Origin of the sequence: Candidatus Magnetobacterium casense (assembly GCF_000714715.1) — a bacterium.
Classification (GTDB): domain Bacteria; phylum Nitrospirota; class Thermodesulfovibrionia; order Thermodesulfovibrionales; family Magnetobacteriaceae; genus Magnetobacterium; species Magnetobacterium casense.
Window position 1 is genome coordinate 157,975 of record NZ_JMFO01000005.1, and the last position, 21,584, is coordinate 179,558.

Genomic DNA, 21,584 nt, shown 5'->3' on the forward strand with positions numbered 1-21,584 from the left:
CATCCTGCGGTCTGAGGGAGGGCAGAGCCCCCCCTTCTTTCTTCTTCCGTATTCTTTTTGCACAATTGCCTTTCTGGTCTATTCTTCGGTGTCTTTCTTGCTTCTTTCGGCGATTATCTTCTGTGAGATGTGTGCTGGAACGTCCTCATAGTGTGAGAACTCCATCGAGTACAGACCTCTGCCGGAGGTGATGCTGTGCAGTTGGTTGGCGTAGGTGAGGATTTCCGACATTGGCACGGCTGCCGCAACCTTTTGATTGCCCCCGGCCTGGGATTCCACACCCTGAACCTTCCCTCGTTTGGAGTTCAGGTCGCCAATGACGGCTCCAAGGCAGTCATCCGGGGTTATGACCTCTACGTTCATGATCGGCTCCAGCAGGACGGGATGGGCATCCATGGCCGCCTTTTTGATTGCCATGGAACCCGCTATCTTAAAGGCCATTTCAGATGAATCCACGGCATGGTACGAGCCGTCAAAGATGGTCACCCTCAGGTCAACCATCGGATATCCCGCCAATATGCCGGACTTTAGCTTTTCTATGATCCCCTTCTCTACGGCCGGGATGTACTGACGAGGCACTGCACCACCCACTATCTTGTCAACAAACTCAAACCCGCTACCGCTTGGCAGAGGCTCTATTTCAATCCAGCAATCGCCGTACTGACCGCGTCCGCCGGACTGCTTCTTGTATTTACCCTGTGCCTTTGCCTTGGCACGTATGGTCTCCCTGCATGGCACCGTGGGGGTCTTCATTTCGACCTCTACGCCAAACTTCCGCTTGAGCTTGTGCAGTGCCACCTCTATGTGTATCTGCCCCATGCCGGCTATGATCATTTCGTTGGTCTCCTCGTCGCGGTGAAACCTTAGCGTCGGGTCCTCATCGAGTATCTTGTGCAGGCCGGTGCTGACCTTGTCCTCATCGCCCTTTGTCTTTGGCTCTATGGCATAGGAAATAATAGGCTCGGCAAACTTCAGCGGCTTAAAGACAAACGGATGTGCCTCTTCACACAGGGTATCCCCGGTGAGGGTCTCCTTTAGCTTTGTCACGACGCCAAACTCCCCAGGACCCAGGCCCTGTGCCGGTATCTGCTTTTTGCCAAGGAGATAGTGTACGTGTCCGATCCTTTCTCTGATACCCTTTGTTGCGTTGTAGACCGTGGTGTCGGGTTTCAACTGCCCAGAGAACACACGGAACATGGTCAGTCTTCCCGCGTAGGGGTCGGCGATGGTCTTAAAGACGTAGGCCGCCAACGGTTTGTCCCTGAGCGGTTGCAGCGTGACTTCGGTGCCGTTGTCGGGGATTTTTGCCGCAATGGGTTTTATTTCGGCCCTTCTGAGGGGTGAGGGCATACATTGTATGATGGTGTCAACGAGCTGCTGGATGCCATAATTATTAACGGCACTGCCAAAGGTCACGAGGATAAACTTCCGTGTTGCGGCGCCATTGACGAGGCCGTTGAGGATTTCCTGTTCGGACAGCTCCGCCCCCTCGAGGTACTTTTCAAGCAGGGCGTCGTCGGACTCGGCCACGCACTCAATGAGGTCCTTTTTGAATCCCTCTGCCTTGGACACCAGTTCGGAGGGTATGTCGGCCTCTGCGTAGGCACCGTCTGCGGTGCGTTTGTATGCCCGCTGCTTGACAACGTCAATGAGTCCTTCCATTGGGGCACTGTCCGACAGAGGTATGAACAGGGTAATGGGTTTGATATCAAAACTATCCTTTATCTGCTGGAAGGCTGCCTGGAAGTCGGCGTTTTCCTTATTGACCTCGTTGATGAACACGATTACAGGGATGTCAAACTCCGCCGCCATAGACCACACCTTCATGGTTTCGGCCCTGATCCCCGATACGGCACTGACAATGACCACCGCACCATCGGCAACCGTCAGACACCCGCGCGTATCCTCAAGGAAGTTTATAAAGCCCGGCGTATCTATCAGGTTCAGCACGTATCCCCCCCGCCACTGGCACTGAGCCAGCGCGGAACTAATGGATAGCTTGCGTTCGATCTCTTCCTGATCGAAGTCCGTTACCGTGTTACCATCAGCGACACTGCCCATCCTGGTTATAGCGCCGGAATTAAAGACTATCGCCTCCGTTAAAGTGGTCTTGCCTGCACCACTGTGAGCTAAAAGAGCAATGTTTCTTATCTTGTCAACGTCAACACTTGCCATCTTTGTCCCCCTTCTAACTTAAGATATATATTTAATTACAAGTCTAAAACTTTTTTAACCACTGCCTTGTATTCAGTCTTTTTTTCGAGTCTGCCCGATATCAGCTTTACCGCCACAATGGACAGGAGCAATGCCGTAAAACCCCCGATAGCACTGACAACATCAGGCTTCATGGAAGCAAACACGGGCACACCGCTTAACAGGGACTTGCCCGCGATGGCCCCCAGCAGCAGCGCTATGGCCGGCATGGCATAGACTAGCATGGCACCCTTGAGGTACGTATACGTCTTTAGCTCCACGACGACCTTTTGGCCAACCTTTGCGTTTGCGGTATTTATGGCCTCTATCACGGAGGCCTCCGTCTCTGATGCGTCATCGTCGGAGTTGCACACCTTGCTACTGATGCAGTGGGCGCACGCGCTTGTGCGTTGAACCACCACCGTGGCCATTATGCCTGAGACATCTTTTACGATCGCCGTCTCTTCCATGATGGTATGAATTGTAACATAAATGGACGTGGAATATGTCCTGTATTTTTAAAGAAATAAAAAAGGGTGTTGTATATAATTTTAGCACACCAAATTAAGGCTTTGAAAAAAACAGTTGAGATTAATTACAATAGATGGGAGCAATAGATTGCCGTTATACAATGACAGTGCTTTGAAAGAAAGGAGGTTAAACAGATGGGTTTTGTTGTAGGATTGAAGTGCCGTGAGTGTGCAAGGGAGTATGCCGTGGAGCCGATTTACGTGTGCGAGTTTTGTTTTGGTCCCCTTGAGGTCGTCTATGACTATGAGAAGATAAAGAATGCCCTCACGCGGGAAAAGATACTCCAACGGGAGAAGAACCTGTGGAGGTACAGGGAGCTTTTACCGATAGATGGCGAGCCACAGGTAGGATTACATTCCGGATTCACGCCTCTGGTTGAGACCAAAAACCTTGCCCGCGCCCTCGGGGTCAAAAGCCTGTTTGTCAAGGATGATACCGTGGTACATCCCACGCTTTCGTTTAAGGACAGGGTTGTGGCGGTTGCCCTGACAAAGGCCAAGGAATTCGGTTTTGATACGGTATCGTGTGCCTCAACGGGTAATCTGGCACACTCCGTTTCGGCGCACGGGGCCAAGGCCGGATTTAAACGGTTTATCTTTATCCCTGCTTCGCTTGAAGCCAGCAAGATTGTGGCATCGCTTGTCTATGAGCCCAATCTCATAGCCGTTGACGGCAACTACGACGACGTCAACCGGTTGTGCAGCGAAATAGCGAATAAGTACAAGTGGGCGTTTGTAAACATCAACATCAGACCGTTTTATGCCGAAGGTTCAAAGACGCTTGGCTTTGAGACGATAGAGCAGTTGGGTTGGAAGGCCCCTGACAACGTGGTGGTGCCCTGTGCCAGCGGGTCGTTGCTGACAAAGGTGTGGAAGAGCTTTAAGGAGTTCCACGACATCGGGGTTCTCGATAATCTGCACACGCGTGTTTTTGCCGCCCAGGCCGAAGGCTGTAACCCCATCGTCAGCGCCATAAAGAGCAAGGTAGACGTCATCAGACCGATCAAGCCACACACCATAGCCAAATCGCTTGCCATCGGAAACCCCGCTGATGGCTACTACGCCCTGAAGATCGTCCATGAGACGGGAGGCCATGGCGAAGACGTAACCGATGACGAAATCATCGAAGGCATACAGTTGCTTGCACGCACCGAAGGCATATTCGCCGAAACAGCGGGCGGGGTTACGGTGGCAGTCACCCGCAAGCTAATTGAGCAAGGCGTCATCGGCAGGGACGAAACCACGGTTATCTGTGTCACCGGCAACGGACTCAAGACACAGGAGGCCCTTACCGGAAGAACCGTTAAGCCACACCATATCTCACCACACATGGATTCCTTTGAGGAAGTATTAAATAAGATCAGATAAATTATGGAGGCATTATGTCAGTAAAAGTGAGGATTCCCACCCCCCTGCAAAGGCTCACGGAGGGAAAGCAGGAGGTAGAGGCTAACCCCGGCACCGTTATAGCCATCGTAGGAGAACTCGACACCAGGTACCCCGGGATCGCCGAGCGGATATCCGAAGGTGGAAAGATACGGCGGTTTGTCAACATATATGTAAACGAAGAAGACATACGGTTTTTAAAGGCAGAGGAGACCCAAGTACAGGACGGAGCGGAGATATCCATAGTGCCGGCCATAGCCGGTGGCTGCTTTTGAATACCGACAGGGAGACAACAATGAAGAGACGAATAAAGCTAACCTTTCCGCAACACCTGATCAAGGAGCCGGTCATCTACACGGTGGCCAAAAAGTGTGATGTCATACCCAACATCAGGCGTGCCCGCGTGACGGAGACCGTGGGAGAGATGATCCTGGAGATTGATGGCGAGGAAAACAATGTTGAACTGGCCATAGAGGGCCTCAGAGAGGCCGGCGTGGACGTTGAGCCTGTCGATGGCGATATAATCCAATAGAGTGAGCGTCCTGCAACAATAATCTAAAGAAGGAGAATATAGGATAAATGATCAAGGAAGACAACCTGGATGGTATATCAGTCAATAAAAACACAGCGTGGGGTGGTATTATCGATACATACAGGGATTACCTGCCGGTTAGCGCTAGCACTCCGGTTGTTTCGCTAAACGAGGGTAATACGCCCTTGATCAGCGCCGGGAACTTGTGCCGGAAGATAGGTTTTGATGGCAGGGTGTATTTTAAGTTTGACGGTCTTAATCCCACGGGTTCGTTCAAGGACCGCGGAATGACGATGGCGATATCGAAGGCCGTTGAGGATGGCGGCAGGGCGGTCATCTGTGCCTCTACGGGTAACACGTCAGCCTCTGCGGCGGCCTATGCGGCCCGTGCAGGGATCAGTTGCATCGTGTTGATCCCCGAGGGCAAGATAGCCCTTGGCAAGCTGGTGCAGGCCATTATTCATGGAGCGGTGGTGTTGCAGATAAAGGGGAACTTTGACGTGGCGCTGTCCATTGTCAGGGCGGTGGTGGAGAAGTACCCGATAACCCTGGTCAACTCCATAAATCCCTACCGGATAGAGGGTCAGAAGACGGCGGCCTTTGAGGTCTGCGATCAACTGGGAGTTGCCCCCGACTACCATGTGCTGCCGGTGGGGAATGCGGGCAATATTACAGCATATTGGAAGGGCTACAACGAGTACAGGGCCAAGGCAAAGATAAACACGTTGCCTGTGATGGTGGGTATACAGGCAGCGGGCGCTGCCCCCATTGTCAGAGGCCATGTGGTGGAAAACCCCGAGACAATTGCCTCTGCCATCCGGATCGGCAACCCCGCCAGTTGGAAGTTTGCCCAACAGGCCAGGGACGACTCCGGCGGCGTCATAGACATGGTCACCGACGAAGAGATTCTGGAAGCCTATGCGCTGGTTGCAAAGACGGAGGGCGTCTTCTGTGAGCCTGCCTCGGCGGCATCAATCGCAGGCCTGATAAAGCTCAATGCAAGCGGGTATTTCAAGAAAGGTTCCACGATAGTCTGCACCCTCACGGGAAACGGCCTCAAAGATCCAGACACCGTCTTTAAGATCAACAAAGACCCCCTCAAGGTCTGGTCTGACCTCAACGCCGTCGAGGACTACATAAGACAGTTGATTTGAAATATGGATATTAACAAATGCAAGTGAATTCATCAAATGTTGACATAACAAAGCCAATTGATATTGCTTACAAAAGAACGTGTGAGTGTAAACCAACGCATATAAACTGTATGACCCCAAAGGAATGGCTAAAAAGCCAAATAGGTGTGTGGCAATTTACATATGAAAAGAGGGATATACGAGACAAGACATTGCATCCTGCAACATTCCCGATTACGTTGGCTCAAAAGATAATATCGCTCTTTTCACATGAAGGTGAGCTGGTCGTTGACCCCTTTGTTGGAAGTGGTACAACGCTTGTTGCTGCACGTGATCTAAACCGTAATTCAGTTGGTTTTGATTTACAAAATAGTTATGGCACTCTTTCATTATCCAGGTTGAACGATAGTTGTATTTTTAATACGTCTAAGCAGATATTTGTAAATGACGATGCGAGAAATATCCATGAGTATTTTGACGAGAAAACCATAAGTCTTATCTGGACTTCGCCTCCTTACGCAAACCTGTTAAACAGGGAAAGGAAAAACAAGTCAAGACGTATCAGAAACAATGAACAACTTGGTAAAATTGAACAATACTCACAAGATACAAGAGATTTGGGAACAATGCCTCTAAAGGACTATTGCCAGGCAATGGGTGACATCTTTCACTCTATCTTACCACTATTGAAACCAAAAGGACATTGTGTCATAAATGTCCCTGATATGTGGTGGAATAATCAAAGGATTACAATACATGTCTCCTTAATTGAAGAATTAAGAACAAGAGGTTATGAATTGCGAAATATTATTATTTGGGATAGAACAAATATTGTCAATCAAATTGGAATCTTTGGGTGGCCAAGTAATTATATAACGATGGGTGTGACGTTTGAGTACTTGCTTGATTTCTGGAAACCTCCATGTGGTTTAGATTGAATGAACACTTACACAAAAGAGCAATTAATAAATAAGCTAATAAGCATTAAAGATATGGGATGGATAAGAAATGCACGACCTGGCAATGCCGGTGGGATTGGCAACACTTTGGAAGATTTGCTGGGCATTAAGGAAAATAACTTGCCAATCCCAAATGCCTCTGAATGGGAATTAAAGTGTCAAAGATTAAACTCATCTTCATTAACAACTCTTTTTCACATGGAGCCTTCACCACGTGCATTAAAATTTGTGCCTCAAGTATTGCTTCTCAAATATGGTTGGTCTCATCATGAGGCAGGTAAAAAATATCTTTCACAGGAGATGAGTTTCCGTCAGACAATTCATGGAAAATCAAGAAGTGACAGGGGTTTTATGGTTACAATTTGCCATCCGGAAAGGAAGGTCTTAATATCGTTTGATGCTAAATATGTTTCAGAGAGACATTCTATTTGGTTAGAATCTGTTAAAGACAAGATTGGATTGGGAGAACTTGAGCCTCAACCATACTGGGGGTTTGACGACTTATTTCATAAGGCTGGAACTAAACTCTTAAATTGTTTTTATATACAAGCAAATGCCAAACATGAAGGTGGAGTAGAGTATTTTTCTTATGAAAAGATAATGATGCTTCAGAAATTTAGCCTTGACAGGTTTTTAGAGGCTATTGAAAACGCTGCTGTCTTAATTGATTTTGACGCAAGGACTGGTCATAATCATGGAACAAAATTCAGATTACGCCAGGATAAGATGCCGGAACTCTATGAGCATATAACGGTTATTGCGTGAAGAGGGTCTTGATTATACGCTCCACGGGGTTCCAGCACCTGGACAGGATACTAGGTAAACTCAAAGACAAGTACCCGCAGGGTGAGATATGCCTGCTGACGCATCAACACGGTAAACCCCTTGCTGAAAAATATGCAGAAATCTCCAACGTCTATGTCTATCCCCATACGGGCGCCTTTAGCTTCCTGCGGGCGCCTTATGAGCCAACGTCAGAGCTGAAGAGTCGGGCATTTGATGTTGTCATCGTACCGGTAGGCAACGTCACTGGTGCAGGATTTCTCAACGTCTTCTTGTTTTCCTTTCGACTCAGGGCGGAGACACGCCTCATGTGCAACATATCATTGGAGTTCAAACCGCTGACCCGTTTGGCTCTAACCGTATCACTGCTCAAGGGCATCGCCTTTACGGCAGTGGCAGGGGTGATTACGGTTGTCGTATCGTTGCTGTTTCTGATTCTTTGGATAGTCGGCTCCGTTGCAGGACGGAAGGCTTGAGGATTACTTTGGCACTCTCGCATCGCTTGCTTTACTTAAAGGAAAACTAAATGGTACAATTAAGAATGCTGTTGAATTTGGAGAAAAATGCAGCTTTATCGGTTGTACAGTCTTTGCGTAGTGAAAAGTTGAAGGATTTTCTCGTTATCACAGGTGATGCCGGGCGAGATGCATTCATGGAATCGGATGGATTGAGCGGTATCCCTGTTATCGGTATACTTAACGGTCTCCGGGAAGCTGGAAAGGAAATAACTAATGAACTTTTTGTTCATAAAATTCTACGTTTTCTGGAAGCCTTGGATATCACAACGTCAGAGGAGCGCTTCAAGTTTACCGAGTGGCTTGAAAGCGAGGGAAATACCGAGCAGTTTGGAGAAACCATACTCCATTTAATTGATAAAATTGACGACACTGTTAAGGCAAAAATAACGGGCCGGATCATTGCTGCCCTAATCAAGGGCTATATCGACTACGACAAAGCGATGCGATTGGCACACATAATCAACAAATGTTACGCTAAAGACTTGGAATACCTTCGGAGCTTTCGCTAGGGTACGCAAGGGAATATGACCGATATTGCCGATGCACTATGGTCTGCCAGCCTCTTATCGCATAGAGGTATTGACGGTGGTTCATTTACAGATGATCAAGAATCAGGTGGAGCTATTTATGCGTTGAATGAATACGGCAAGATGCTTATTGAATTTGGATGGTGCCCCAATAAAACCACCCGTGAGACTTTCAAAAAAACTGACAGAGGAGAGAACTTAATCCAGTTCAAGAGCATTGAAGATTTATTTAAAGACCTGGAACTTCACAAGTGAAGTACAAACCTGTCTCTACCGGGCAATTCAAGAGGGACATCAGGAAAATGTTACTACGTGGGGCCAATGCAGAACAATTGTACGAAGTCATGACGAAACTCAGCAACGGAGAAAATCTTGCTCCAAAGCACAGAGACCATAAGCTTGTCGAGTGAGTACACAGGACGACGAGAATGCCACATTGAAACTGACTGGCTTCTGATTTACAAAATTGACGGCCAGTGCATCGTTTGTATGTCATCACTCAATAAATTGATTTAACGCACATATTCGACTATGAAATTAAGATAACTTCTATCATCCATAGGATTATGGTGGTCTTTTACTGAAAGGAGAACCCTGTATATGCACTTCAATCTATCCATCAAACTTTCTCTTTTCCCATGTGCTTCTCTGAATTCGATTATGTCATTTATATACTCTACCAAGTCTCGTACTATTGGTGATAATTTGGTTAGATATTTAGATGATACCCCTGTTATATGTGCCTTACCCATCTCCAAGAGATATTCAAGTGCAGCCTGCGCATCCTTATCAACTAACTTTCTATTTTTCTTGTAAGTGCTCACAATACAAAACTCGATGTTCTGTAGCACATCAAGGTAATCATATTCATTGCCAATAATAGAATTCAACTCTCTCTCAAAGTTCTTGGCCTCATTAAATGTCTGTTTGTCAGTGAAGCACTGCTTAGATGCTGAGAAGAAAAAGCAATCATGAGGACAATCTACCTCTCCACCCTTTTTGTCACCACAGCACTGACTGCATATAAGCACACCAAAGGAAGGACAGTTTCTCTTACCTTTTCTTGAATTACATACAACACACTTAGCCATATAGCATATTTATACCTCACTCTATATTATAGCAACCATCGTTATCTGTCAAGTTAAAAATCTGTTTCGGAACTATCAGTTAAACACTTAGATATTATCGCTCGCCAGAAATTCCACACGATTTCTCCCGGCCTTTTTTGCCATATACAGGGCCGTATCCGCTGCCTCTATCAAAGCACTTGGCTGACTGTTGCACTGTGGTATCATAGTTGTTACCCCCAGACTTATGCTAACATGGTCTGCCGCATCTGAGTATTCATGGGGTATGTCCATTGCACATACAACCTCCCACAGGCGTTTTGCAACCGTCATGGCACCGTGGCCATCGGTATCGGGCAGGATACAGGCCAGTTCCTCACCCCCATATCTGGCTATGAGGTCCAACGAGCGCGGCATCGCAGCCTTTAAGGACAACGCAACCTCCCTCAGACAATCATCCCCGGCACTATGACCGTAATTGTCGTTAAAACGCTTAAAGAAATCAATATCAATCAATATCATCGACAGCCTTGTCTGTCTCCTGACGGCACTGTTCCAGGTAAAATCAAGGAACTCATCAAATTTCCGGCGATTGGCTATCCCTGTCAGTACATCCTCCCTGGCCATGACCTCCAGTAAGTCCCTCTTGCGCTTTAACTCAACGTGGGTCTTCACACGCGCCTCAACAATGGGCGGACTAAAGGGCTTGGTGATGTAATCCACCGCCCCCAGCTGAAACCCATACCTCTCCTCTTCAACGTTGCTTAACAGCGTTATAAAGATCACAGGGATGTCCTTGGTATGGCCGTTTTCCTTAATCCGGCGGCAGACCTCATAGCCATCCATACCGGGCATCAGTATATCCAGGAGGATCAGGTCGGGTTTGTCCTCGTTTGACTCCAGAAGACTGATTGCCTTGTCTCCACACTTTGCTACAACCAATGTATAATGCTCTTTGAGCAGATTCACCAGAATATCAATGTTGACCTTTTCGTCATCGACGATCAGTATCTTTGCACGTTTTTCCTTCATAATAGGTATCTCTCCATTTTCGTTAGACAGTAAGCCCCAATGACTGAGCAAAGGCAATCAAAACAGCATGTGCTTCGTCAAAGTCGTAATCATTTATATACCTCTCAATATCCGCCATTGCCTCAGCCTTGCAATGCCCTTCCAACATGCCCTTGAGAGTCTGAAGCTCTGCCACGGACCGCGAATCACCCTCCAGAAGCAACACCGCCAGCTTCCGTATTGAGACCACTACGGCTTCGTTGCCTCTGAGGTCTTCTGCATCGCCCGTGCCTACAGTATGTGGCTGAGAAGCTGCTTCAGGTGGCGTGGTGTCATCAATCCCCGACAGGTCTGCCATAACGTCATCGAATGCCATTTTAAATGCGTTCAACAGTGAGTCAAGGTCAGCGATATCCGCGGTAGTATCCTTGAGCGCCTTGTCCAGTGGTTGCAATGCCTGGTACAGCTCAGTGGCACCGAGGTTACCGGAAACCCCGGCCAGGGCATGCACCAACTCACGGGCCGCTTTGTAGTTATTGTTGTCCAGCTCGTTGCAAACTGCCTTGAAGCTGTCTTTGTATTTGCCGTAAAGTTGCCTCAATAGTTCGACGTACAGGTTTGTGTTGCCTACACATCTATCCAGTCCGAGGCATATATCGATCCTGCTCAACCGTGTCAGCAGCGCCGTCTCTGCACCTTCAGCCGGAGTCTGAGAAGACGGTGTTGGTAGCAAAAGTGTTGGTGGCAGTTTAGCCTCCCCGGGGAGTAGCCAATGCAACAGCGTGGTGTAGAGCTGAGTGGGCTGTATGGGTTTACCGATGTGGTCATTCATCCCTGCGGTCAGACACTTCTCCCGCTCTCCGGTGAGGACGTTGGCGGTCATGGCGATAATTGGCAGACCGGCAAGTTCCTGCCTCTGCCGTATCCGTCTTGTAGCCTCATAGCCATCCATAACGGCCATCTGGATATCCATCAGCACGACATCAAAATAATGCGATGGCATCGTCGTGACGGCATCCACCGCCTCTGCACCGTTTCGGGCAATGTCCACCCTAACCCCCTTGCTCTGGAGTATTTCCATGGCAACCTGGCGATTGATGTCGTTGTCCTCTACCAGGAGTATGCGTATGTCTGCCAACCTTTCAAGCCCCTCCACCTCGGTCTCTGTGGCGGGTATTACGCCCCTGTGCCGGACAACGTCCTCGCCAACTACCGACAGGATGGTCTCAAACATCACCGACAGACTGACCGGTTTTATGAGGATGTTATCAATGTGTGCCCCCCTGGCTGCCTGCATGACCTCCTCACGACCATATGCGGTTACCATGATGACCTTTGGCGTCTTGCTCTGCGGCAGGAGCCGGTTGATTTCCTTCACTGTTCTGATACCGTCCATTTCTGGCATCTTCCAGTCAATGAAGATCATGTCGTAGGGGTCATCCAGCGAACGCTCCAACTCGGCCAGGGCCTCTGTCCCCGAGGCCACGGGTGTTACATTAAACGAAAAGGACTCCAGCGTGTATTTCAGTATGTCGCGTGCTGCCGGATTGTCATCGGCCAGGAGCACCCTCATGCCCACGTATTTATCCGACGGCAGACGGAAGCGGCGTCTGTCGGGGTTTTGCCTGTCAAACTGCGCCGTAAAGTGAAAGACTGACCCCACCCCGGGGGTACTCTCCACCCATATGCGACCGCCCATCATCTCTGTCAGGCGCTTGCATATGGTTAATCCCAGGCCGGTGCCGCCGTACTTGCGTGTAGTAGAGGTGTCGGCCTGCGTAAATGGTTGAAACAGTGTGGTTATCTGCCGAGGGCTTATCCCTATGCCGGTATCTTTGACCGAAAAGTGCAGGCAGGCCATATCATCGGTTACCTCGTTGACCTCGATGCAGATGATGATCTCCCCCTCTGTGGTGAACTTGATGGCGTTGTTTGAGAGGTTGATCAAAACCTGCCCCAGGCGCAGGGGGTCTCCAACAAGTGCCAGCGGAACGTCCCTGCCTACGTGGAAACAGAACTCAAGACCCTTTTCGTCGGTCTTGAGAGTAATCAGGTTCGATACATTGTGCAGCACCTCATCCAGGTGGAAGGGGATATACTCCATTTCCAACTTTCCGGCCTCGATCTTGGAAAAGTCCAGGATGTCATTGATAACCCCCAGCAGGGTCTGGGCAGAGGTGTTGATCTTTGTAAGGTAGTCCAGTTGTTTGTCATCGAGGTTGGTTTTGAGTGCGAGGTAGGCCATACCGATGATGGCGTTGAGGGGGGTGCGTATCTCATGGCTCATGTTTGCCAGAAAGTCGCTTTTTGCCTTGTTGGCGCTTGTGGCCATTTCCTTGGCGGTGCGCAACTGTTCGGTTTGGTCGCGCAGGAGTTGTTCTCTGTAGACCGTGTCGGTGATATCCTGTATCCTGATTATGCAGCGAAAGCGCCTGTCCTTGGAGCGTATGCCGCTGATGAGCACGACCTGACTTATCCTTTCGTCCCTCCTGGGGTCAGCCGTAGACTGGTACAGGGGGAAGGGTCTGTTGGTCAGCTTGTGGGACAGCGTGGTGGGCAGTCCAAAGGCGAGGGCATTGTCGATCCCGCGCATGATCCGTGTATCGGTCATATCTGGAAAAACATCATAAAAGCCACGGCCTGTTACCTCATCCCTGCCAATGCGTGAAGCCTTCTCCATCCAGCGGTTCCAGAGCAGGATGCGTCTGTCAGCATCAAGGATTATAACACCGTCAGGACTTTTATCCAAAACCGTAAGTAAAAAATCCTCTGTCATGAGATCATCCATAGCCAACCTATATTATACAGAAGGGAGCGATTTAAAAGAAAAGCACCAAATCTACTACAAACTTATCCATTGAGGCAGATAACCAAATAACACAATGCCTGACAGGAAACTCGATATATTTGCTCCAACTGTTACAAGTGCAGCCTCTTTTATGCGGATATGTCCCCTGTTGAAATAACTGATGAAAGACACCTCAAAGAATAACACCAGAAACTCCGAAAGGATTAAAAAAAACAGATATGGCATGAGATTGTTCATTATCGAAAAGGCGCTCCACAAGACGGGCAGAGATATGCAGTTTGCAACCATGACGGAAATTAATACTACCCGCCCGCTCTTCTTGAGGAATAACAGGCAGATATACCAACAGAGCAGTTCGGTGACAAGCGTTACTATAAATGCAGTCATAAAGGCCTTATATGTGTTAAATGACCGATCGTAATTCAAGGAGATGGTAGTCCTGCCGTTATCCATAAGAGTCATAGAATATTGCAGCAGCACGGAGATCGGTTTGTCAATCTTATCGGATACAAAGACGTTGGTTTTACCGGATGCCTTAATCGACAAAGCAAGGCGAATCTCTTTTGGGAGATCATCGCGGTATTTAAACCAACACCTGCCATCGTTGCACATGGTTTTTGATGACTCATTTCTGTCCACAGTCCAATAGCAACCCCGTTGTTTATCCTCCAGTAATATTACCTCTGGCCGGGCGTCTTTTTCACCTGGCTGGATACTTTGCGGGAGACTGGGTTTATAACAGCCCAAGATGGCAAGTGTCATCTCTTGCGTTGTTTCACCGGTCAGGTTTGTTACATTAACGGTTATATAATTAGCAGGTGGCGGTGCCAGGTTGGCGCTGCTGCAAATGGGATACGTTAGACCCAATATCAGTACAAGCGGGCACAAACAGTTTTTTAATACCACGAATCTCTTTATCATTTGCCATCCCCTTTCCGACACCGGATGGTTTCAGCTTTACTGAAAATCTGAAGGGCATTTTTATCATACGCAATCAGCGCAGCCGTATCGTTATCATAGTTTGCATTAATAGCAATGGAGCACGCCGCAGCCGACTGAGTAAACAGGGGCTTATTAGCGTCACAAGGGTTAAGGTACTTGGTATGAGGGATAATAATCTTACTGATCAGTATGGAAACGCCATTGGGTGGTGGTGTATATATTACGGTTGCTGGCATGTTTCTGGAATAATATTGTTGCAATTATAAAAGAATACACGACAAGAATTGTATAAAGTACTACATTATGGGTACCATTGAACAGATAGGTGGGGTCGCCTTCCGTGCCTTTGAATAAATCATGGACAGAGACCAGGGTCAGCAAAAAGACAAGTGCAAAAGTGGCGCAAAGGTAAAAATACATATCCGCATTCTTTGTCTTAATCCCTAATAAGCGGTTTGTGAGGGGGCTTATCATAAGTCCTGCTCCGCCGCAAAACAGCATCGGCGCTACAAAGAAAACCACCCACACCGACACATATATAACACGTGTAAAGATATCGCCAAATTCAATCATTGTATTCTAATCTCAATTGTAAGCTCTATTATAGCATATTTCTATTTGACTAAACTAAGTACCGTGCCAATAAACACGTGAAGAAAAAAAAGAAGTACCCTCGCTGCCCCCTTGACCCCCATCATGCCCAGGTGTGAGAACATAACAGGCGCTTGCAAAATGTTGCTTCCTGTAAATATTTCTGCGATGATATGTCACATGTTTTAATTTTACGGTGAGCAGTATTTTTTTGCAGCAAGATTTTCTTGTGACATATGTTATTATATAGTGCTATGAAAAACTCTATAGTGAGGAAGAGAAATGGTATGAGGCTATCGACAAAGTTAATTTTATTTTTCTCAGGCATAGGCATAGTGTTTCTGACCGTAGCGATGTATATAGGGCAAAGCACTACCGTTGACATATTGGACAGTCAGATCAGGACAGCGCTTGAAAACTACACGTTTCATACAGTGGACAAACTCGACAGGGTGCTCTACGAAAAATACGTAGACGTAAAGAATATAGCAAGAGACCCAATAATTGCATCGAGGCAATCAACACCCGTGCAAATTACGGAACGATTGAAGTCATACCAGAGTACCTATGCCTCCTATGTGTCAATGTCGTTTTTTACCCTGGACAGGGTACGCATTGCCGATACGTCCGGTAAGGATATCGGACAACAGTATCCGCTTAAGGGGTACTGGACGCAATTAAAAGAGGGGACGGACGTCTTTGTAGACGTAAGTTTCTCAAATTCCACAGGTAATAACGTAATCAGGTTTGTGACCTATGTCAAGGATAGGGAAGGCGTTTCTTTTGGTGTAGTTGTCCTGAAGCTGACCATGGATGTCCTGGATGATATAGTCAAGAGCGCTAAAGGGGACCAGAACAATGACGTAAATATGGATGTAGACCTGGTCAATAGTGAAGGGATGCTCTTGTATTCCAGCGATAACGCAAAAGGTATACTGAAAGAGATATCGCCTGACTGGGTATTTGCCAAACCGCTGTTGTTATCGGGCAAAAGCAGGGGCAGTACCAGGCATCGGCATTCCGATGGCGCCGAGGAGGAGATATTGGCCTTTAACCGTGAGCGTGGATACGGGGACTTTAAAGGAAACAATTGGACGTTAATGATGAGCGTTCCATCAAAAATGGCCTTTGCGCCAGTCAGACAACTGAGAGTCAGGATGGCAATACTCTCTGTCCTGTTTGCTATCGTGGGTTTGGCCACTATATATATTTTTGCACGACGAATGACAAGGCCGCTGGAGACCTTGTCACACGGCTTCAGCGAAGTGGGCAAGGGCAACCTTGACATAAGCATAGACGTTCGTTCAAAGGACGAAATAGGGCGAATGTCCTTAGCGTTTAACACTATGGTTACAGAGTTGAAAGACCATAGCGAAAAACTACTGACTTACGGCATTGATATGCAAAAGAACAACGTGGAACTTAAGACCAAGGCAAGGCTGCTGGAGTTGCGCGAGTTGGAGAGCGGACTGTTCAGCAGGATGAGTGAGCTGTTTCAGGCCTGCAACTGCGTTGAGGAGGCCGGCGTTGTTATAACCAACACGGTGTCGCAGTTGTTTCCTCGTGACAGGGGTGCGCTTTACATCTATAACTCGTCGAGGAACATGCTTGAGAGCATATCCGTTTGGGGCAATCCCCCACCCCAGGAGCTTGTGATTACGCAGAACGAGTGTTGGGGGCTGAGGCGTGGCCATGTGCATGTCATGGTTGATGATGCCAGGGACATTGCCTGTCAACATGTGAGGGAGAAGGGTGTCCCCTACATCTGTACGCCCATCATGGCCAAGGGTGAGACGATAGGGATGCTGCACCTGTTGCTTGATTCATTGAAAGGGAAGTCATACGAACAGGATTGGCTCAAAGAAAAGGAGCAATTGGCCATGAGGTTGGCAGAGGGATGTGGTCTGGCGATAATCAACCTCAAACTCCAGGAATCGCTCAGAAACATGTCCATGCGCGACCCGCTTACGGGACTGTTTAACCGTCGCTACATGAAGGAATCGCTTGAGCTGGAGTGGCAACGGTCCATGCGTAAGTACACGCCCATTGGGATAATCATGATAGACATAGACCACTTCAAGCAGTTCAACGACACCTTTGGACACGATGGAGGAGACAAGTTGCTTTGTGAGTTGGGCATGTTTCTTACCAAACAAATTCGTGGTGGAGACATCGCCTGCAGGTATGGAGGGGAGGAGTTCACCATCATCATGCCCGAGTCCTCTGCTGAGGTGACTATGCAGCGGGCAGAGCAGATAAGAGAGGCCGCCTGTCACATGCACGTCGTGTATAAGCAGCAGTCCCTTGGCACCATAACGTTATCGATAGGGGTGGCAGTCTTACCGGTTCACGGGTCAGACACCAACATAGTCTTACAGGCGGCAGACGCAGCACTCTATCGCGCAAAGCGTGAAGGACGCAACAGGGTTTGCATGGCGGAAGAGGTCAGTGGTGAGAGTGTGTTTACAGAGGTGATTTAAGCCACTGGTCAAAACGTGCTATATAATGCAATCTTGCTTTAACCACATAATGTCTATCTAAAACCTATGCTTTGTAACTCTGCATTCGTTGTTAAGTACGTTAGCTCATTACAATAAAAATTCCATCTTTCATAGACAGGCAAGCTATTCTCTACTGCAATCTTAGATGCTATTTTACTTTTGGCTATCCGATAAAAGAATATCTCTTTAGTCTTGTTTGGTTTGCTCGTACTTATAATGTGGTCAAATACGCTATCTTTCCGCTTTTGGCTTGCCAAATCAGAAATTAAGCCTAAGACAGTTATGTCTCCATGTGTTTTGGTTAAGTCAAGTAGTTTACTCTCATTCACTTTGTCTATATTACGTATCAGCCAGTCTATTAAAATCCATGTCAATCTGCCAGAATAACGACAATATTTTGTCGATTCTGAAATCAGGGCCTCAACTGATATCGGTTCAATGTTCTTTGCTTCAGAAACTAATACTTTGCTATCATATTTGTTCCAATGTTGAAATAACGTATCTATTTTATCTTCCATTGCTGTTCCTCTAAAAAGTATTGTATTTTCTGTGCCCAATCAGGACGGGTTTTTGAAATGTGATCAATGTCTCTTAAGACGACCTGCTTGTCTTCCTCTGTTAGTTTAGGCAGTAGTATTTCAATATCTTCTAAATCCTGTTCTCTTAAGGCAATAATTTTCATTATCAATTGTTCTGCTATCCCAATGGCATAGATTTCGATATTAGATAGTTCTATTTGCAATGCTTTAGTTCTTTCTTGAAAATCAGGCGGCAAAATATTAGCGAAACCCTTTATACTATCGTTAAACCAATTATCATTCAAGTTAAACTTGTCAGCAATTTTTCTTGCTGCATCCCTAATCTTATATAAGTTGCCACCTTCAATTATTGCATCAACATCTCTTGTTGCTCTTGATGCTCCATAATGAATAATCATTGCAGCTCCACCTGCAATGATCACCTTGTAGTGACAGGTAAGCAATTTGTCTAATTCTTTCAACACACATATGAGCAACAACCTATCCATTTTTTCATCTTAGCACATTCTTTGCCAAATAGTCATTCAAAAAATGCAAATCTCTAACAACCTCTTCTGGTCAATAACGTACCAATCTGCGACCCGCCGGGAAATATCCCATAGTGACACTGGGTCATAAAGCCCAGGTCGCTGATGCTGTCGCCTACTCCGATGGTCAGAGTGGGCTGATAGCGTTGTACGAGGTAGTCAATGGCGTGTTTTTTGTCCAGGAACGTGGGCACCAGCGATACGTTGTTGTCGTTGTGGCAGATGTTGTATCCGCCACCCTCAACGACGCCTTCCAGTTGTCTCACCAGGGCACGGAGCATATCCATGTAGTTAGCGTCGGAGGTGTTTGTGTGCTTGAGCGTTACGTAGTAATCATCCACGTTGTATATCTTAAAGCAGGAGCCGTTGATCAATCCAGCCACCCTCTCATATGTGTCCCGGACCGATGGCGTCAGGGGTTGGTACAAGGATTTCATGTGCTTGCTCCACTGTTCATCGGGCAATCCATGAGTTGTTATAAGGCCGCCGTAGTAGAGGGCCGAAACCGTTATGCGTTGATGTCGGCTCAAAAACGTCCTGTCATACTGGGTGGCATCCCGTGCGGTGACGGGGACTACCATAACGCCTTCGGCAGAGAGAAAGATATCAAGAAAGCGTCTCTGAGCGTCGGTCATAAAGGACGTACCTGTGGCCGGGTGTATGCCCCGGGGGTTCTTCCGGAGGGTCTGAAATATGGTGTCATCGAGATCGAGAAAGACAATGGTCTGTGGGTGAGTTTTGTGCATGTTGTCAGTCTCTGAGGCCATATATCCTGGCCCGTTCGATGATAACCCTGGCCCAGTTGCTGTGTGTGGCCTTTTCGTGGAATCTGTCAAACATCTTGAATACAGGGGGACTGTCGGGGGACAGTATCTTCAACGCTGCGGCGTGTTCCTCACGGTCAACCTTGTAGACCTCCTCGACGATCTCAACCTGCCAGGGGTGTATGACGGTCTTTCCAAATAGTCCGTTTGCAAGGTCGAGGGCAGCCTCTTGTTGCAGCTTGTCCTTACTTTTTTGGGAAAAAGACTCCCACACGGGGCCAGTTATGTTAAAACCGCAGGGCTTAAACGTAAGCACTATGTTGGCAATTGCCAGTTCTATTACCCTTATGTCGTATATGGTCATCGTAGGGTCTCTCCTCATGCCCATACTTGAGAGCATGTCATTGGCTCCTATTCTGAGAGACAAGACTTTGTCCCTGTAGGTAAGAAGGAAATCTCTGATGTGGTGGAGCGCCTCTGTCGTGAATACGTCTCTTTCAAGCACAGGCATGTAGAACTTGTCACCTATGTCAATCATCATATACTGTTCCATGTTGGAGCAGCAGAATTTTGGCAACACCAGGCCATTAATCAATTCAATGCCCTTAAGGTCGAGCACCATGGGTATCTCAAACTCATTGCGCACCCGTATAAAGATCATCGGTACACGACTCTGACTGTCTTTGAGTCTGTGGAGCATCTGTTGAAGGTTGTCGTAGGCGAAACTGAGAGCATCATCGGCAATGGAGTCCTCCGTGTCAAAGATGACAGACCGCAGTTGTGGGTACTTCTCTGCCGTTGCTACTCCGGCGATATCCGCATGTGTTGCCGGGACGTAGAGCGAGGCACCGAGCCTCAGATAGTGCATGTGATTACTCATGTACTTACAGCCTCTGTTTACAGCTTCAATTCGATAACAAAGGCGGTCCTGGCATCTTCGCTGGTGGTGGCGTATATGCTGCCACCCATGCTGTTTTCTATGATTATCTTTGACATGTAAAGCCCTATGCCTGAGCCTACGTTGTCTTTCTTGGTTGTAAAGTAGTGGTCAAATATTTTGTCTCTGATATCCGGCTCTATGCCCTTGCCGTTGTCTTTTATGACGAGCGTGACTTTTTCGGCGTCTCTTTTTATATCGACCTCTATGAGACCTTTAACGTTTGCGGCAGTGCGCTTGTCGTTAATGGAGTCCACGGCGTTGGTGATGATGTTTAAGATGACCTGTTTGAACTCGTTTTCATACCCATAGACCGTTACGTTATCGGGTGCAGTAGATTTAACCCTTATCTCCACGGAGTTGTGACGCAGCAGTGCGCTTGTGATCGCACAAACAGCCTCCACGGCAGACTTGACGTTAAACAGCACCTTGCTCTTGGATGGTTTGCAGAAGTCCTTGAAATCGTTGATCGTATTGGCCATAAAGTTAATCTGTGAGATGGCCTCACTGGCAGCGTCTATAACACGGCCCTTGTCCACATGGCCACTGTCGCAGGCGTCCTGGAGGTCCTCCATGAGCAGGGCCATGATGTTTAACGGCGTGCGCCACTGGTGCGCTATCATGGTGATCATCTCACCCATGGCGGCCAACTTTGCCTGTTGGGTCATCAGTTCCTCGTGTATCCTACGTTTTTCGACCTCATGCTGTACACGTCTTTCAAGGTCGGAGTTTATCTCCTTCAACTGCTCGGACCTCTCCTGCAACCTCTCCTTTGAGCGTACCAGCTCCGTGATGTCACGCGATATACCGATCGTTCCTATTATGACCCCATGGGCATCATACCACGGTATCTTGGTAACGGAGTTCCAGACCTCCGTGCCATCTATGTGTGTGACGCGTTCCACCTTGTTGGTTATCTGGATACCCGTTTTTATTATCTGTTCGTCATCAAGGCAGGCCTTGGCAGCCTGTTCCCTGGACATGAAGTCAAAGTCGGTCTTGCCTGTCATATTCTCTGCCGTGGTGCCGGAGTGATCGGCCTTGGCCTTGTTTACCTTTACAAATCTGTTGTTGCCGTCCTTGAAGTAGATGGAATCGGGGATATTATCCATCAGCACCTGCAACAATCTCAGTTCCGACTGAAGTAGCAGGGTATCTTCGTTTGATGCTACCACGGTGAAAAATCCCCCTTTGTCACCCCGCACACGGGACAATGCCAACTCCCCGGCAAGGCATCAAAGGCTACACCGGCTAAGATACCATGTGCCTTATCGCCCCTTGCCGGGTCATAGATGTAACCGCAAACTGCACAGACATACTTTTTCATCGCAA

At 47.7% G+C, this 21,584-nt stretch carries 25 protein-coding genes; 12 read left to right on the forward strand and 13 right to left on the reverse strand.

All coding sequences use genetic code 11. The annotated features are described in order from the left end of the window. Positions 1-78: 78 nt before the first annotated feature. Both fusA and Mcas_RS04660 read right to left on the reverse strand, forming a co-directional pair. The gene (fusA, locus tag Mcas_RS04655) at positions 79-2,175 is read right to left on the reverse strand and encodes an elongation factor G (RefSeq protein ID WP_040334333.1); all 2,097 of its coding nucleotides are present in this window, start codon (positions 2,173-2,175) and stop codon (positions 79-81) included. A gap of 35 nt (positions 2,176-2,210) precedes the next feature. Beyond that, positions 2,211-2,663: a SoxR reducing system RseC family protein gene (locus tag Mcas_RS04660; RefSeq protein ID WP_040334334.1), complete on the reverse strand. Its 453-nt coding sequence runs from the start codon at positions 2,661-2,663 to the stop codon at positions 2,211-2,213. Between the two features lie 195 nt (positions 2,664-2,858). On the opposite strand from Mcas_RS04660, the gene thrC (Mcas_RS04665) reads away from it, so the two are divergent. From thrC (Mcas_RS04665) to Mcas_RS18775, 11 genes are read left to right on the forward strand one after another with little or no spacing between them, the layout of a single operon-like run. Beyond that, positions 2,859-4,091 (forward strand): threonine synthase, encoded by a 1,233-nt coding sequence (thrC, locus tag Mcas_RS04665; RefSeq protein WP_040334335.1) that lies wholly within the window; start codon positions 2,859-2,861, stop codon positions 4,089-4,091. 14 nt (positions 4,092-4,105) lie between these two features. Beyond that, positions 4,106-4,384: a MoaD/ThiS family protein gene (locus Mcas_RS04670; RefSeq protein WP_040334336.1), complete on the forward strand. Its 279-nt coding sequence runs from the start codon at positions 4,106-4,108 to the stop codon at positions 4,382-4,384. 20 nt (positions 4,385-4,404) lie between these two features. Then, complete coding sequence (locus Mcas_RS04675; RefSeq protein ID WP_040334390.1) at positions 4,405-4,641, forward strand: NIL domain-containing protein; 237 nt, start codon at positions 4,405-4,407, stop codon at positions 4,639-4,641. Positions 4,642-4,688: 47 nt separating this feature from the next. Beyond that, complete coding sequence (gene thrC / locus Mcas_RS04680) at positions 4,689-5,795, forward strand: threonine synthase (protein ID WP_052566858.1); 1,107 nt, start codon at positions 4,689-4,691, stop codon at positions 5,793-5,795. Between the two features lie 17 nt (positions 5,796-5,812). Continuing rightward, positions 5,813-6,712, forward strand: coding sequence for a DNA methyltransferase (locus Mcas_RS04685; protein ID WP_040334337.1), 900 nt, complete (start codon positions 5,813-5,815; stop codon positions 6,710-6,712). Continuing rightward, the gene (locus tag Mcas_RS04690; protein ID WP_040334338.1) at positions 6,713-7,498 is read left to right on the forward strand and encodes an MvaI/BcnI family restriction endonuclease; all 786 of its coding nucleotides are present in this window, start codon (positions 6,713-6,715) and stop codon (positions 7,496-7,498) included. After that, positions 7,495-7,992 (forward strand): glycosyltransferase family 9 protein, encoded by a 498-nt coding sequence (locus Mcas_RS04695; RefSeq protein ID WP_052566859.1) that lies wholly within the window; start codon positions 7,495-7,497, stop codon positions 7,990-7,992. Before Mcas_RS04690 ends, Mcas_RS04695 begins: the two co-directional genes overlap by 4 nt. A gap of 50 nt (positions 7,993-8,042) precedes the next feature. Further along, positions 8,043-8,543 carry a hypothetical protein gene (locus Mcas_RS04700; protein WP_040334339.1) on the forward strand — a complete coding sequence of 167 codons (501 nt, stop codon included), beginning with the start codon at positions 8,043-8,045 and terminating at the stop codon, positions 8,541-8,543. Positions 8,544-8,558: 15 nt separating this feature from the next. Continuing rightward, positions 8,559-8,816, forward strand: a complete 258-nt coding sequence (locus tag Mcas_RS04705) for a hypothetical protein (protein ID WP_040334340.1) — start codon at positions 8,559-8,561, stop codon at positions 8,814-8,816. Between the two features lie 47 nt (positions 8,817-8,863). Beyond that, positions 8,864-8,971, forward strand: coding sequence for a type II toxin-antitoxin system RelE/ParE family toxin (locus Mcas_RS18960; protein WP_156033138.1), 108 nt, complete (start codon positions 8,864-8,866; stop codon positions 8,969-8,971). Beyond that, positions 8,961-9,077 (forward strand): type II toxin-antitoxin system mRNA interferase toxin, RelE/StbE family, encoded by a 117-nt coding sequence (locus Mcas_RS18775; RefSeq protein WP_235203276.1) that lies wholly within the window; start codon positions 8,961-8,963, stop codon positions 9,075-9,077. Before Mcas_RS18960 ends, Mcas_RS18775 begins: the two co-directional genes overlap by 11 nt. On the opposite strand, the gene Mcas_RS04715 is transcribed toward Mcas_RS18775, so the two are convergent. The 5 genes from Mcas_RS04715 to Mcas_RS04735 form a co-directional block, all read right to left on the reverse strand. Next, positions 9,074-9,652, reverse strand: a complete 579-nt coding sequence (locus tag Mcas_RS04715; RefSeq protein WP_156033140.1) for a hypothetical protein — start codon at positions 9,650-9,652, stop codon at positions 9,074-9,076. The two genes, Mcas_RS18775 and Mcas_RS04715, sit on opposite strands and share 4 nt — an antisense overlap. 87 nt (positions 9,653-9,739) lie before the next feature. Then, positions 9,740-10,663 (reverse strand): diguanylate cyclase, encoded by a 924-nt coding sequence (locus Mcas_RS04720; protein WP_040334342.1) that lies wholly within the window; start codon positions 10,661-10,663, stop codon positions 9,740-9,742. Between the two features lie 22 nt (positions 10,664-10,685). Further along, complete coding sequence (locus Mcas_RS04725; RefSeq protein WP_162176256.1) at positions 10,686-13,391, reverse strand: response regulator; 2,706 nt, start codon at positions 13,389-13,391, stop codon at positions 10,686-10,688. A 93-nt stretch (positions 13,392-13,484) separates the two neighbouring features. Further along, entirely contained in the window at positions 13,485-14,372 is an 888-nt protein-coding gene (locus tag Mcas_RS04730; RefSeq protein ID WP_040334343.1) for a hypothetical protein, read from the reverse strand. Between the two features lie 198 nt (positions 14,373-14,570). Then, positions 14,571-14,966 (reverse strand): hypothetical protein, encoded by a 396-nt coding sequence (locus tag Mcas_RS04735; protein ID WP_040334344.1) that lies wholly within the window; start codon positions 14,964-14,966, stop codon positions 14,571-14,573. A gap of 305 nt (positions 14,967-15,271) precedes the next feature. Between Mcas_RS04735 and Mcas_RS16280 the strand changes: the two genes are divergently transcribed. Then, entirely contained in the window at positions 15,272-17,464 is a 2,193-nt protein-coding gene (locus Mcas_RS16280; protein WP_052566861.1) for a diguanylate cyclase, read from the forward strand. 53 nt (positions 17,465-17,517) lie between these two features. Here the strand turns inward: Mcas_RS16280 and Mcas_RS04745 are convergent, their stop codons facing one another. From Mcas_RS04745 to Mcas_RS17405, 6 genes are read right to left on the reverse strand one after another with little or no spacing between them, the layout of a single operon-like run. Then, on the reverse strand, positions 17,518-18,003 hold the full coding sequence (locus tag Mcas_RS04745; RefSeq protein ID WP_040334345.1) for a hypothetical protein: 486 nt from the start codon (positions 18,001-18,003) through the stop codon (positions 17,518-17,520). Beyond that, positions 17,988-18,512, reverse strand: coding sequence for a DUF6036 family nucleotidyltransferase (locus Mcas_RS04750; protein WP_040334346.1), 525 nt, complete (start codon positions 18,510-18,512; stop codon positions 17,988-17,990). Before Mcas_RS04750 ends, Mcas_RS04745 begins: the two co-directional genes overlap by 16 nt. Positions 18,513-18,565: 53 nt before the next feature. Then, complete coding sequence (locus Mcas_RS04755) at positions 18,566-19,318, reverse strand: HAD family hydrolase (RefSeq protein WP_040334347.1); 753 nt, start codon at positions 19,316-19,318, stop codon at positions 18,566-18,568. Then, positions 19,302-20,195: an HpcH/HpaI aldolase/citrate lyase family protein gene (locus Mcas_RS04760; RefSeq protein WP_040334348.1), complete on the reverse strand. Its 894-nt coding sequence runs from the start codon at positions 20,193-20,195 to the stop codon at positions 19,302-19,304. The genes Mcas_RS04755 and Mcas_RS04760 overlap by 17 nt, the downstream gene beginning before the upstream one ends. A 17-nt stretch (positions 20,196-20,212) precedes the next feature. Then, complete coding sequence (locus Mcas_RS16285; RefSeq protein ID WP_081853611.1) at positions 20,213-21,427, reverse strand: PAS domain-containing sensor histidine kinase; 1,215 nt, start codon at positions 21,425-21,427, stop codon at positions 20,213-20,215. Next, complete coding sequence (locus Mcas_RS17405; RefSeq protein WP_081853612.1) at positions 21,421-21,579, reverse strand: rubredoxin; 159 nt, start codon at positions 21,577-21,579, stop codon at positions 21,421-21,423. The genes Mcas_RS16285 and Mcas_RS17405 overlap by 7 nt, the downstream gene beginning before the upstream one ends. Positions 21,580-21,584: the final 5 nt, after the last annotated feature.

What these genes read in the sequence shown, in the direction of transcription:
- fusA (WP_040334333.1), bottom strand. Translation starts at nt 2,175, where the DNA reads ATGGCAAGTGTTGACGTTGACAAGATAAGAAACATTGCTCTTTTAGCT.
- Mcas_RS04660 (WP_040334334.1), bottom strand. Translation starts at nt 2,663, where the DNA reads ATGGAAGAGACGGCGATCGTAAAAGATGTCTCAGGCATAATGGCCACG.
- thrC (WP_040334335.1), top strand. Translation starts at nt 2,859, where the DNA reads ATGGGTTTTGTTGTAGGATTGAAGTGCCGTGAGTGTGCAAGGGAGTAT.
- Mcas_RS04670 (WP_040334336.1), top strand. Translation starts at nt 4,106, where the DNA reads ATGTCAGTAAAAGTGAGGATTCCCACCCCCCTGCAAAGGCTCACGGAG.
- Mcas_RS04675 (WP_040334390.1), top strand. Translation starts at nt 4,405, where the DNA reads ATGAAGAGACGAATAAAGCTAACCTTTCCGCAACACCTGATCAAGGAG.
- thrC (WP_052566858.1), top strand. Translation starts at nt 4,689, where the DNA reads ATGATCAAGGAAGACAACCTGGATGGTATATCAGTCAATAAAAACACA.
- Mcas_RS04685 (WP_040334337.1), top strand. Translation starts at nt 5,813, where the DNA reads ATGCAAGTGAATTCATCAAATGTTGACATAACAAAGCCAATTGATATT.
- Mcas_RS04690 (WP_040334338.1), top strand. Translation starts at nt 6,713, where the DNA reads ATGAACACTTACACAAAAGAGCAATTAATAAATAAGCTAATAAGCATT.
- Mcas_RS04700 (WP_040334339.1), top strand. Translation starts at nt 8,043, where the DNA reads ATGGTACAATTAAGAATGCTGTTGAATTTGGAGAAAAATGCAGCTTTA.
- Mcas_RS04705 (WP_040334340.1), top strand. Translation starts at nt 8,559, where the DNA reads ATGACCGATATTGCCGATGCACTATGGTCTGCCAGCCTCTTATCGCAT.
- Mcas_RS18960 (WP_156033138.1), top strand. Translation starts at nt 8,864, where the DNA reads ATGTTACTACGTGGGGCCAATGCAGAACAATTGTACGAAGTCATGACG.
- Mcas_RS04715 (WP_156033140.1), bottom strand. Translation starts at nt 9,652, where the DNA reads ATGGCTAAGTGTGTTGTATGTAATTCAAGAAAAGGTAAGAGAAACTGT.
- Mcas_RS04720 (WP_040334342.1), bottom strand. Translation starts at nt 10,663, where the DNA reads ATGAAGGAAAAACGTGCAAAGATACTGATCGTCGATGACGAAAAGGTC.
- Mcas_RS04730 (WP_040334343.1), bottom strand. Translation starts at nt 14,372, where the DNA reads ATGATAAAGAGATTCGTGGTATTAAAAAACTGTTTGTGCCCGCTTGTA.
- Mcas_RS04735 (WP_040334344.1), bottom strand. Translation starts at nt 14,966, where the DNA reads ATGATTGAATTTGGCGATATCTTTACACGTGTTATATATGTGTCGGTG.
- Mcas_RS16280 (WP_052566861.1), top strand. Translation starts at nt 15,272, where the DNA reads ATGAGGCTATCGACAAAGTTAATTTTATTTTTCTCAGGCATAGGCATA.
- Mcas_RS04745 (WP_040334345.1), bottom strand. Translation starts at nt 18,003, where the DNA reads ATGGAAGATAAAATAGATACGTTATTTCAACATTGGAACAAATATGAT.
- Mcas_RS04750 (WP_040334346.1), bottom strand. Translation starts at nt 18,512, where the DNA reads ATGGATAGGTTGTTGCTCATATGTGTGTTGAAAGAATTAGACAAATTG.
- Mcas_RS04755 (WP_040334347.1), bottom strand. Translation starts at nt 19,318, where the DNA reads ATGGCCTCAGAGACTGACAACATGCACAAAACTCACCCACAGACCATT.
- Mcas_RS04760 (WP_040334348.1), bottom strand. Translation starts at nt 20,195, where the DNA reads ATGAGTAATCACATGCACTATCTGAGGCTCGGTGCCTCGCTCTACGTC.
- Mcas_RS17405 (WP_081853612.1), bottom strand. Translation starts at nt 21,579, where the DNA reads ATGAAAAAGTATGTCTGTGCAGTTTGCGGTTACATCTATGACCCGGCA.